The following is a 12,547-nucleotide window of genomic DNA, read 5'->3' on the forward strand; positions in this document are numbered from 1 at the left end:
CTGTAAAATGACATATTTGCACGGGGAAATGGTGCATTTTTTAAAAAGACTAGTGATATCAAGGGACGAGACATCTATTTAAAAGGTGACATATTTGCACGGAGATGTGGAGCAAAAATAGTGTTATATTTCATAAACGTTGATAAAACAGCATTCTTAAGCTAAATGTCGTATTATGACGGATGAAATACACAAAATGCGACAAATTCCAAAAAAATTTTGATGTAAAAATGACATATTCGCACGGAGAATAGGAGCAAAAATGATAAAAGTAAAGATCCAGGCAAGGAAGTGACACATTTGCACGGAAAAAAGGGACAAAAAAAAGAAAATTGCCCTTTTTGAGACACAAAAAGTTCACATTTTCAGAGGGGATAAACAAACATTTGCAGCAAAAATAGTGTTTTTTTAAGAAAGTGGCATGTTTGCACGGAAATCTAGAGCAAAAAACACTTTTGCACGGAGATGTGGAGCAAAAATAGTGTTATATTTCATAAACGTTGATAAAACAGCATTCTTAAGCTAAATGTCGTATTATGACGGATGAAATACACAAAATGCGACAAATTCCAAAAAAATTTTGATGTAAAAATGACATATTCGCACGGAGAATAGGAGCAAAAATGATAAAAGTAAAGATCCAGGCAAGGAAGTGACACATTTGCACGGAAAAAAGGGACAAAAAAAAGAAAATTGCCCTTTTTGAGACACAAAAAGTTCACATTTTCAGAGGGGATAAACAAACATTTGCAGCAAAAATAGTGTTTTTTTAAGAAAGTGGCATGTTTGCACGGAAATCTAGAGCAAAAAACACTTTTGCACGGAGATGTGGAGCAAAAATTGAAGGAAACGAAGAGGGAAAGTCGCTGGCACAAGAAAATTTATGTAAAAGTGGCATATTTGCACGGAAGATTGGAGCCAAACTTATAGTAAATGCAGTATAGAAAGAAAAACGGCACATTCGCACGGGGGTCTGGAGCAAAAAACAATTATAAATACTTTTTAAGACATAAAAAGTTCACAAAATGATAAGGAAGGTGAAGTTTAATAGCTATATTAGCAGGGGAAATAATATGTTTACATAAAGAATTGGAGCAAAAAAACACTTTCGCACGGAAATGTGGAGCAAAAAATGCAGTGATTAATAGTAGATAGATAAAAAGAATGCCCTTATAAAGATTATAAGGGCATTCTTTTTAGCCTATAGAACTTGTTACGTTTTGATAAATAGAAAGGGGAGCATATTCGTAATCACCAGCTAATAAGTCTTTTACTTCACTTTCTCCCACAGGAATAAAGGTAATTTGAAACACTTGGCCCACTCTTTTATAGGATTGGACAGCTAGTTTTTGTTCGACTAGCTCATCTAAGGCTGTTTCAATTTCGACAAGGTTTTCTTTTTTTCGTCTTTTTCGAAAGCGGACTCTTGTCGAAAAATATAAATAATCTCTTGTGACATTGTATGAAGATTTTGTTTCATAGCAAATGAGGCGCTCTTTTTGCATAACGAATAGCAAATGATAAGCGGCGTCTAAACTTAATTTTTCTACTTTATTTTTATAAATACGCACCGTTTGGCGTTGAATATAGTCTCTATATATCACTTCATTGACGTGAATTTCAGCAATTCGCGTTCCGTTCGGCATCGTAGTAATATCTACAAAGTCAAAAATACCATAGGCAATTTTCTTATTATGCTGTACTTTTGTCATGCTGTAGTGCTTCATTTTTGTAATTCTTTCTTCTATCATCTGATAGTTGCGCTTACTATCTGTTTTATAAAGTGCTTTCACAAGGTCACCAATTTTTACGTTAATGATTTTTTGTGTAGCGAACAACTCGTCCCGCTGGCTCATGATTTCTAAAAACACTTTATAATCAAACCGATCTAAATCACTAATTTTATTTCCATTTTCTTCAGCGTATTCTTTTTCTATTAACAATTCGTAATCTGTCCCGTCTTCAGAGTTATAAGTACTTAAGAAATATTCTTTTCCTTCTTTCTCTAATAGGGGTTGCTCGACGAGAAGTTTTGCTCTTGAGTTAGAGAAAAAAGGATTCTCTACAGTTGAAAAAGGGCTCTCAATAATACTATGATTTCCGTTTTGGAAGCTTGGATCCAGTATAGTAAGCCCAATAATAATAGATATATCCGTATGGATTGCTTTTTCTCGCTGGGTCTTGGTTTTTTGATGAATATAAGGATAATCCGTTAAGAAGAAGCTATCTTCTTGACTCCATTCACGTAGAATACCAATTCGTTTACTAATGACTTCTTCCGGAGATGATACGTTTTCAAACTGTTTGCAAAAGAGTTCTTTTCCATTCGTTTTATAATAAGCTGTTAGCGCTTTGTATTCTCCAATCAGCTCTTTATTCTTCTTAGGATTTTTTTGCTCATAGTCGCGTATAGCAGCATCTAACCATCTGCGTTTCGTACGATTGAGAAAGTCTTTTTTTAAAATTCTCAACGTTTCGTTTACATCTTTATTTTCAAAGTGCTGCTGATAAAGAGGGAGGATGGTGCTTTCTAAATCTCCTTTTATACTTTCATTATAAACAGATAAGAGGCGTAATTTAGATACTCTATCAATGACTTCGCGTATGAGTAAAGATGAATAATCCATACACATCTAACCTCCTTAACCTTAAGTTAGTCATTTTAATTCTTAGCTGGATAGTGGCTTTAAATCTATTGTAATGCACGAAAGTTCGATGCTACAAACAAAAGAAGGCTACTATCTATAGTCTATTTTTCATTATACACGTGCAAAGCAGAGGAAGGGGGAGATTTTCTCATTTTCTTTTTTAGTAATCTACATTTGGTCATGAAGTATATACATTTGCCGTGTAGCTTATGTATGGAGAATAACCTTGTCCGCAAGACTACTAATTCTGCTACCGAGTTTAATGGACTGATAGAAAGTATCTCAAAATAAAAGGTTATCAGCGATTAAAAGAGAATACTTTGTAAAACTACTAAATCCATACCGGAGGTCATAAATGAACCCTATATTAAATGAAGTAGGCACGGTTTTTATTCCTGTAAAGGACATAAAAAAAGCACGAGATTGGTATTGTGACATACTAGGTTTGATAGCAGATGGGGACATTTTATATGATCATTTATATGTGATACCTATGAATGGAACAGGAATTGTATTAGATAGCAAAACGTATTCAAAAAATACGCTTTTTAAAACGCCAGCTTTTCATTTGAATACAAACGATATCAAAGAAGCTTATGAATATATGAAGCAGAAAAAAGTAGAGCTAACGACAGGAATTCAACACAATCATTGGTTTACATTTAAAGATCCGGATGGAAATCACCTGATCGTGTGTCAGTGCTGAACCTATGGAACAATAAAAAGACCTTCAAGAGAAGGTCCTTTTATTGTATTGCCTTTGCATTTTATAACTTGATAGATTTGTTTCTGAATTGAATCATTCTTACAATATTTATCACAATTGTTTTTGTTACAGCATAAGCCGGAATCGCTAAGATCATTCCGAGTATTCCTGCAATATTACCTGCAACAAGCAATAAAATAATAATCGTTAAAGGATGAGTGTTTAATTTTTTTCCAATTACCAGCGGAGAAATAATGTTCCCATCTAGCTGTTGGACGATTACGACGACGATAATTACTAATATTGCTTTTGTAGGAGAGTATAATAAACCTACGATTAAAGCGGGTGCTACGCCAATAAAAGGGCCGACGTACGGGATAATATTAGTAAGGGCTCCTATTAGTGCGAGTATTAATGCATAAGGCAACCCGATGATGAGGTAACCAATAAATGTACTAATACCGACAAATAAACAAACGAGCATTTGGCCTTGAATATAAGTAGCTAGCGTATTTGTTGTTTCTTTCATTGTACGTAACGTTTCTTTTCGGTAAGAAGCAGGAACCATACGCAGCGTATTTTTACGAAGTTTATGACTGTCTTTAAGCATATAAAAAAGAATGAAAGGAACGGTTACAACCGTAAGTGTAATATTTGTTACGACGCTTAAAACAGATGAAATACTGTTTGTGAGATTCGTAGGTAAAGTAGACGCGTAGTTTAAAAGTGACTCTTCAATATGATCGAGCGACACATATTTTTGTTCAACGAGCCAGTTAAACCATCTTGAGTTAGATAAATCATTTATGTACTCTCTCGTTTCTACAATATAAGACGGAATATTCTTAGCCAAATCAGTTAATTGTTTAGATAAAGTAGGTCCAACACCGCCCACAATAGAAGCAATTACGCCGATAAAAACAACGTATAATAATAAGATGGCCAGTGTTTTTGGCACTTTTTTTCTTGTGAGAAATGACACAATTGGTTCGAATAAAAAGAAAAGAAAACCAGCTACAAGAATAGGGAAAAACAAAGTGGAGATAAACACACCGATTGGTAGAAAAACAAACGAAATATGTTTACAAATGTAAATCAGTAAAGCAATCATTAATAGTTCTAATGTCCAAAAATGCAGTTTCGATTTAAACAAAAAGTTACCCTCTTTCTTTACTATTTTTTACTATCATACATCAAAAAAGAAACCCACTGCACGTTAAAAGTGGGCTTTTTAGTCTTTATAACTTTCATTTACATAAAAATTAGGATTTTTCCTCTTTATCTTCAGTAGTATCCTCTGGAGTTTTTTTGTCGTCATCCTGTATAATTCCTTCTGCTGCATTTTTAAATTCTCGCAGGGAATGTCCAAATGCTCGTCCTATGTCCGGCAATTTACTTGGTCCAAATACAATTAAGGCAGTAATTCCAATTACGACCATGCTTGTAGCTCCTGGCATGATATCCTCTCCTTTAAAAGCAATGAATATATGAAAATTAAAAAGAGATAGTAAATAAAGTGCATGTTTATACTATTCACTTTTCTCTTTAAAATTCCTTTATTTTAAATGATACGAAAATAAGGTGAAGCGGCTATGTATGGTTTAAATGCTAGTAGTGATATTTTGCATACGAAGTTAATTATAGCATTAAAGACAGCCGTTCGCCTTATTACCCTTGTATAAGCTCTATGTAAGTTTGAAGAGCTTTGTATAAATGGAAGCTGCATGAACACAAACCGGTAAAAGTGTGTTTATAATCAGCTGTAAGTAAAAAGCGGGACAACAGTATTTTAGCCCAGGAAGTAGCCGCACAATTAATCGAGATTATTGATTAATTGTGCGGTATTTTTTGTTGTGAGGGTGAACGTAGGTTTAATATATTAATAATGGTAAAAACCTGCTCTTTAATTTTTGCTATTTTATAGATAAGTCAAATGACTTCTGCTAATTGATAGATAACATGTGTAAATGAAATGACTTTTGACGATGGTTTTCTTAGCAATTTATTACCTAAATGTGGATATGGGAAGTGTGAGGGGAGGTGTATAAAAGAATTATAAAAACATTTGTCTTTGTAAGCGTTTTATTCTTTCTTTTAATAAAGAGCAAAAAAAGGATGTTTTTCTCTAAATTTTTACCATTGAATATTTTGAATAAAGTTCATAAAATAAATTTGTAAGCGTTTTAAAAGATTAGGAAGTATGTATCTTGAAAGTTGAATAGAGATTTATTTATGAAGAAAATAAATGTGATTTTTTTGCTTTTGATTACCGTTTCCGAGTAGACCTTAACAGTTAGCAGCAAATCGTTCATTTAATGAAATAAAGAAATAGATAGGAGTAGAGAAAAATGTACATCGGCGTCGATTATTACCCTGAACATTGGCCAGAGAATATGATAGAAGAAGATATCCAAGGCATTAAAGAGCTAGGATCAAACATGGTGAGAATAGGAGAGTTCGCTTGGCACCTTATGGAGCCTAAAGAAGGGCACTATGACTTTTCCTTTTTTGATAGCGTTATCAATAAGCTTAAAAAACAGAATATTGATGTTATGTTTGGTACGCCTACTGCCACTTTTCCGGCTTGGCTTGCGAAGCAGCATCCTTCTATTTTATCAAAAGATGAAAACGGGGCGGTCAGAGCCTTTGGAGGAAGACGTCAATATTGTTTTAATTCGCCTCTTTACCGGAAGTATAGCGCCCAGATTACAGAACAACTCGTAAAGCACTACTGCTCAGAAGAAGCAATCGTAGCATGGCAAGTTGACAATGAATTTGGCCATGAAGGCAGTGACATGTGTTACTGCGAACAATGTCATAAAGAGTTTCAGCAGTTTTTGGAAAGAAAATATAAAGATATTAATGAGCTAAATGAAAAGTATGGCACTATTTTCTGGGGACAAACATATAACGAGTTTACTGAAGTGCCTATGCCTGTAAAAACAATTACGACACACAGCCCTTCGCTAAAGCTTGACTGGGCGCGCTTTCGCTCTTTTTCATTAAACAGATACGCTCACGAACAAACGGCGATTGTGAAGAAATATAAAGGTGATCACCAGCTGTTGACAACGAACGTATCAGGAGGCTTCTTTGATAAATGGTTTGATCATGAAGAAAATCTAGAAGTAATGGACTTTGTATCCTATGACAATTATCCGGTATGGGGCGGTCAAACAGAGCCAATTACTCCGGCTCATATTGCACTAGGGCATGATTTTAATAGAGGCTTGCTACATAAAAACTTCTGGATTGTAGAGGAATTAATGGGCGCTCAAGGTCATGATGTCATCGGTTATCTTCCGCGACCTAACCAGGCAAAGATGTGGTCTTATCAGGCTTTTGCTCATGGATGTACGAATATGCTGTATTTCCGTTGGCGCGGAATGACAAGAGGAGCCGAGCAATACTGCTATGGAGTTGTAGGTCACGATAATCATTATGGAAGACGCTACAAAGAAGTTCAGTCGTTATTTAGTGAAATCGTTCATTACGAACATGTACTTGAGTCTGATATTAAATCCGATGTTGCCGTTTTATATGACTATGAAAATATATGGTCATGGCGCTTTCAGCAGCAAAGTGAAGGATTTGACTTTACGCAAGAGCTTCTTAGAGGATATACACCGTTTTATAAGTTGAATACACCTATTGATGTTATTCCTGCTTCGAGAGATTTTTCAAGCTATAAAGTACTGGTTGTTCCGGCTTTGCAAATCATTGATGAAGAACTAGGTAAGAGATTTACTGAATTTACTGAAAACGGAGGCGTGATTATTTTTACTTTTAGAACCGGCATTAAAGACAAACAAAATAACATTCATTTTAAACAGACGCTCCCGGGATATGTAAAAGAAATAACAGGAATTGAAATTCATGAAGTGGAAGCACTGTCTTCTACTCAAAAAGCAGCTATTAAAGGAAAAGGACCGTATGAAGGAGAAGAATCAAGTGCGTCCGTGTGGAGAGATATTATCACGCCTGTAACAGCTGAAGTGCTGTATGAGTATGATGATCCATTTTATAATCAAGCAGCTGTAACAAAAAATCAGTTTGGTCGCGGAACGGTTTATTATGTAGGCTGTGGAATTGAGGAGCAAACGTTTGAAAAAATTGCGCTTGATATTGTGAAACAGCAGCATATTGAGCATAGAGAAAGTGAAGATGGAATTGAAGTATATCCTCGCAAGCTTGGAGAGAAAAGTTATTACTTCCTTATGAACCATACGTCAGAAGTAAAAGTATTTAAAGATATTGTTCTGCAGCCTTACGAAAGTCGAGTTGTGGAAAATATACAGCCGTAATAGAAGACTAGAATCTCATAAAGCAATGAGATTCTAGTCACCAATGATATGAAAGCGTTTTATAGGAGAAGGGAGTTAAGTTATATGAGCATGGGGGTACAGTCAAAAGTTTCTCTAAAAACCGTATTATCATACGGAATGGGGAGTTTTGGAAACAATATTATTTATGCATTAACAAGTACATATTTAATGATTTTTTATACGGATAGCGTAGGATTAAATGCCGCAGCTGTAGGAACTTTATTTCTTATTGCTAGGATATGGGATGGAATTGCAGACATTATTATTGGAATGATTGTTGATAATACAGAAACGAGATTTGGTAAGTTTAGACCTTACCTGTTAATAGGCGGATTTTTTGCAGCTGTTGCTACAGTGGCGTGTTTTATTAGTCCTGATCTTTCTCATACAGGAAAATTAATTTATGCTTATATCACCTATATCGCATGGGGAACAAGTTTTGCCATCATGGATATTCCCTATTGGTCGCTTTCAGCAACGATTACACAAGATGTAAAAGAACGAAATAAAGTAGTGGCTTTTCCTAGAACAATTGCAGCAGTAGGGTCTTTATTTGCTAGTTTATTAACTCTTCCACTAGCTCATTATTTTGGAAACTGGTTTATGCTTAGTCTTATTTATGCGTGTATTTTAATGATTACAATGATTATTACATTTTCAGGAGTAAAAGAAAACTATACCGTAAAAAGACAGGAAAAGCAGACGCCAAAAGCAGTTTGGAACTTATTTATTCAAAATAAACCGCTGCGCTACCTGATTTTCTCGATGCTCTTAGTCGAAACGATTTTAACAATTCGAACTACTTTTTCTATTTACTATTTTAAATACAATCTAAATGCAGAGAACATCGCGTCTCTTTATTTAACCTTATTTTTTACAGCACAAATTGTAGGGGCGATCGCGTCTCCTTTTATTTCAAATAAATTTGGAAAGAAACGTGCAGCAATAGGGGGGATTGCGCTAAATGCTGTAGCCACTCTTACAATGTTTGCAACGGGTTTCCACGTTATGCCAGTGATGATTTTAAGCTTTTTAGCTTCTTTTGGCGGTGGAGTTAGTAACATTGCTCAAACATCTATGCTCGCTGACTGTGTAGAATACGGCGAATGGAAAACGGGGAACCGAGCAGAAGGAATGGTGTTTTCTACGAATATTTTCAAAACAAAGGTCGCTTCAGCAGTGGGTGGAGCAGTAGGGGGGTATATCCTTTCAGCAGTAGGGTACGTGCCAAATCAAATTCAGTCACACAGCACACTCATTTGGATTGCTTTAATCTTTACGATTATTCCGGGTATTCTCTGTTTGTTATCACTTGTCCCACTCGTAAAATATGAGTTGACGGAAAAGAGATATCTAGAAATTTTACAAGATATGAAAAAACGCTCAAGCCGCATAAAAGAAAAACCGGCTATGAAGGTGTCTAGCTAATTAAAATTAGCATCAGCATTGTACACAAAAACAACAAGAAAAAAAGACTGCATTTTCTCAGCTCCTCTTGCTATGATGTCAGGTAGACAGATATCAATGTAAAGAGGAGTTTTGTTTATGTTTATTAATTTTTCAAAAGAAGACAAAGATAAAATGCTGAATGAAATTCAAACGTTTTTTTATAACGAACGAGATGAAGAAATAAGTGAATTTGCAGCGGAAAATGTATTAGAGTTTATTAAAGAACATATCGGTCCTCACTTTTATAACCAAGCAATTAAAGATGCGGAAGATATTATGAACCAAGTCATGCTTTCTGCAGAAGAAAATTTACATGCATTAAAAAAACCAATCGAAAAGTAGTTCAAAAAAGAAAATATGAAATAGGAAAAAAGCGTTTTATGTACAAAAACATAAAGCGCTTTTGTTTGTCTGTGAAACAAATTATTTGTTCGCATAAGTGATATATGATACATTCGTTTTAAGGTAATATTAACGTTAACGTAAAGGTTATATTTAAAGTGTTTTGATTTAACTCCATGAGGGCATAACTTCAGCAAGCAGGGACATAATGAGGTAATTATATTAGGAAAGAAGGGACTATACGTGAGCAACATTACGAAAGATCAGCTAACAAAATCTATTTTGAAAGCAAATGAAAATCGTTTAACGGATAATAGTGATTTTGATATCTATCAAGAGCTTGAAAATGTGCTTCAAGGAGTAGGTTTATCAGCAAAAGACAGTGGAGGAAACATTACGTTTTACGGAGAAGATCCGGTTGTTCCTAGTACGCTGCGCCTTGCCTCAGCAGCAGCTATTGCACTAGTTGCTAAATCAGTAGCTGTCTCAAAAATTTGGAGAATATGCGGAGGAAAAGGTCAAGATATTCATATGGATTTACGAAAAGCTATCCGAAGATTATCACCTTTTTACGATAAAAAATGGGAAAAGCTTAATGGGTACGCACCAAGTAAAGCAAATGATCCATATAACCCATTAGGCTTTCGCTTTTATCAAACAAAAGATGACAAATGGGTGATGCCGCTGAATCCATATCCACGCTCCAAGCATGAAACGCTAAAGCTGTTAAATTGTATAGAAGACCCTGATGCAGTGGCAAAAGCAATTCGCGGATGGAATGCAGAAGAATTAGAAAAAGCTGCAGCTGAGCGAGGAGTTATCATGCCTGTTGTGCGGACAATTGAAGAGTTTATGAATGAGTCCGTGTATGAAGAAGTAGCGCAGCTTCCTTTAATTGAAATTGAAAAGATTGGAGAAAGTGAGCCGATTCCTTTTTCAAAAGATCCTAAAACGCCGCTAGATGGTATTCGAGCATTAGGGCTTGGTCATGTTATTGCGGGAGCAGGATTTGGTAGAGCTCTTGCCTTACACGGTGCGGACGTCTTAAATATTTGGAAGCCAACGGATTGGGAGCATGATACGATTTACGCTACGTCTAATGTCGGTATGCGCTCTTCAACGCTGGATATCGGTGAAAAAGAAGGAAAAGAAAAAATGGTTGAACTTCTAAAAGAAGCCGATATCTTTTTTGCGAACCGTCGATACGGATTTCTAGAGAGATACGGTCTAACAGCTGAAGAGTGTGCAGAACTAAAACCAGGAATCATCCACTGCACCGTTAACCTGCATGGAACGCAAGGAGAGTGGGCAAAAAGAAATGGATTTGATCAGACAGCGGGAAGTGTAACGGGAGTCATGGCGTTAGAAGGATCGCCAGAAAATCCTAAGCTGCCTCCTATTGTAGTTGTCAATGATTATGCGGTTTCTTGGTTGCTTGAAGTCGGTGCTTTAATGGCACTGGAAAGAAGAGCAAAAGAAGGAGGCAGCTACCGCGTGCGTGTATCATTGGATCGCGTATCTTTATGGATTTTATCAATGGGCATCTATGACAAAGCGTACGCTCATCAAACAGCTGGTTCGTCAGAGAAGCACGAGTACATTGCACCGAATCTCTTTACAGCCCAAACACCTTTAGGATTGTACCAAGGGCTTACAGAACAAATCGAAATGTCGGAAACTCCAGGGAAATATAAGACGGTTCTGGTTCCTCGAGGTTCTTCATGCCCAGAGTGGTTGTGATATCAAGAGGCTGAGACAAAAGTATTTTAGTTGAAGGAAAATCCGAACGATGAATCGAGATTCTTGATAAAGGATCCAACTCGTTCGGATTTTTTCATGGCGATGGTGAACGTGGATTTTGTATATTCTGCTGCTTCTAGCTGTTGATTGGAGGGCAAGGCGAAGACTCCTGCGGGAAAAGCGAAACAGGTGAGACCCCGAAGGAGTGTAAGCGATGAGGAGGCTCACCAGCCGCCCACGGAAAGCGAAGCCTTGCACGGAAATCAATTTAATCCAATTCGTTCGCCTTTGGACTAAATTGATTTTGGTATGTTCCAACCTCATTTTGAGGGACAAATTTAAAATGAAAAATAAGAAAAAATATTTGAATAATTATATGATTTCTTATATAATAGCGAAAAGGATGAGGAGTTGACTTGTAATGGAAAACTATACGTCCCGCAAAATGACACAAGAAGAAGTAAAAGTATCAGACGCGACAGCAGCTCAACTAGTGCTAAACAAATCTCTTCGTGACTTTAAAAAAGCACAGCTTTTACTGCAAATTGATCAGTCTTTAGAAAAAAGAGATAAAGAAACTTTTTTACGTTTAACTGAAGAGTTAAAAGAAGTTTGTTAAATAACCTACTAACATAAACGATCAGCCTTTGCTTCTAGTGAGCAAAGGCTTTTTATATGGAAAAAAACGGATAAATGTTTTGTTTTTTCTGAAAGCGGTAAAAGTATAGTATGGATGATAAAGCAAAAATCAAGAAGTCTCTTACTTTATTATTTTTTGCTTTATCATCTACAGCATCTAGATGGCAGCGCATCACGAAAGAACAAAAAGAGAGAGGGTTCTTTATATGTATAACAAAATCTTAGTCGCCTTTGACGGTTCGGCACCTTCTATTCGTGCTCTTCAACATGCAAGTAAACTAGCTAAAAGCGTAAATGCTAATAAGCTGACAATTGTACATATTAAGGAAAGAATTCACTTGCAGCAGCCTGTTTTTAGCGTTGACTTAGACGCACTGATAGAAGAAGAAAATCGCGATATTTTATCTGAAGCTCACAATCATTTAACTCAATCAGGTATTCCATATAAGGCATACGGTTTAGAAGGCACCGCTTCAAAGAAAATTATCGAATACGCACATGACAATCAACAAGACGTCATTGTAATAGGAAGTCAAGGAAAGGGCTTTGTTAAAGAGACATTTTTAGGAAGTGTAAGTCACGAAGTTGCTCAATCCGCAGAATGTCCTGTTATCATTGTTAAATAAAAAGAGGGTGAGACAAAAGTAGTTTAGTTGAAGAAAAATCCGAACGATGAATCGAGATTCTTGCTGGAGAAT

At 36.0% G+C, this 12,547-nt stretch carries 10 protein-coding genes; 7 read left to right on the top strand and 3 right to left on the bottom strand.

Annotated elements, in window-relative coordinates; all coding sequences use genetic code 11:
• Positions 1–1,196: 1,196 nt before the first annotated feature.
• Positions 1,197–2,627, bottom strand: coding sequence for a hypothetical protein (locus tag JNUCC25_RS09745; RefSeq protein WP_454223221.1), 1,431 nt, complete (start codon positions 2,625–2,627; stop codon positions 1,197–1,199).
• A 376-nt stretch (positions 2,628–3,003) separates the two neighbouring features.
• Here JNUCC25_RS09745 and JNUCC25_RS09750 point away from each other — a divergent pair, with 376 nt between their 5' ends.
• Positions 3,004–3,354: a VOC family protein gene (locus tag JNUCC25_RS09750; RefSeq protein WP_078081727.1), complete on the top strand. Its 351-nt coding sequence runs from the start codon at positions 3,004–3,006 to the stop codon at positions 3,352–3,354.
• A 61-nt stretch (positions 3,355–3,415) separates the two neighbouring features.
• On the opposite strand, the gene JNUCC25_RS09755 is transcribed toward JNUCC25_RS09750, so the two are convergent.
• Positions 3,416–4,507, bottom strand: a complete 1,092-nt coding sequence (locus JNUCC25_RS09755; protein WP_025751972.1) for an AI-2E family transporter — start codon at positions 4,505–4,507, stop codon at positions 3,416–3,418.
• A gap of 109 nt (positions 4,508–4,616) precedes the next feature.
• Positions 4,617–4,811 (bottom strand): twin-arginine translocase TatA/TatE family subunit, encoded by a 195-nt coding sequence (locus tag JNUCC25_RS09760; RefSeq protein WP_013082787.1) that lies wholly within the window; start codon positions 4,809–4,811, stop codon positions 4,617–4,619.
• Positions 4,812–5,702: 891 nt separating this feature from the next.
• Here JNUCC25_RS09760 and JNUCC25_RS09765 point away from each other — a divergent pair.
• The 6 genes from JNUCC25_RS09765 (at position 5,703) to JNUCC25_RS09790 (ending at position 12,475) form a co-directional block, all read left to right on the top strand.
• Positions 5,703–7,658 (top strand): beta-galactosidase, encoded by a 1,956-nt coding sequence (locus tag JNUCC25_RS09765; RefSeq protein ID WP_013056604.1) that lies wholly within the window; start codon positions 5,703–5,705, stop codon positions 7,656–7,658.
• Between the two features lie 84 nt (positions 7,659–7,742).
• On the top strand, positions 7,743–9,107 hold the full coding sequence (locus JNUCC25_RS09770) for a glycoside-pentoside-hexuronide (GPH):cation symporter (protein ID WP_043981959.1): 1,365 nt from the start codon (positions 7,743–7,745) through the stop codon (positions 9,105–9,107).
• 117 nt (positions 9,108–9,224) lie between these two features.
• Positions 9,225–9,470 (top strand): DUF2164 domain-containing protein, encoded by a 246-nt coding sequence (locus JNUCC25_RS09775; RefSeq protein ID WP_013082790.1) that lies wholly within the window; start codon positions 9,225–9,227, stop codon positions 9,468–9,470.
• A gap of 243 nt (positions 9,471–9,713) precedes the next feature.
• On the top strand, positions 9,714–11,210 hold the full coding sequence (locus JNUCC25_RS09780; RefSeq protein WP_454223225.1) for a CoA transferase: 1,497 nt from the start codon (positions 9,714–9,716) through the stop codon (positions 11,208–11,210).
• 421 nt (positions 11,211–11,631) lie between these two features.
• Positions 11,632–11,829 carry an IDEAL domain-containing protein gene (locus JNUCC25_RS09785; RefSeq protein WP_013056608.1) on the top strand — a complete coding sequence of 66 codons (198 nt, stop codon included), beginning with the start codon at positions 11,632–11,634 and terminating at the stop codon, positions 11,827–11,829.
• A 226-nt stretch (positions 11,830–12,055) separates the two neighbouring features.
• Complete coding sequence (locus JNUCC25_RS09790; protein ID WP_057274853.1) at positions 12,056–12,475, top strand: universal stress protein; 420 nt, start codon at positions 12,056–12,058, stop codon at positions 12,473–12,475.
• The last annotated feature ends 72 nt before the right edge of the window (positions 12,476–12,547 follow it).

This window comes from Priestia sp. JNUCC 25, assembly GCF_053667915.1.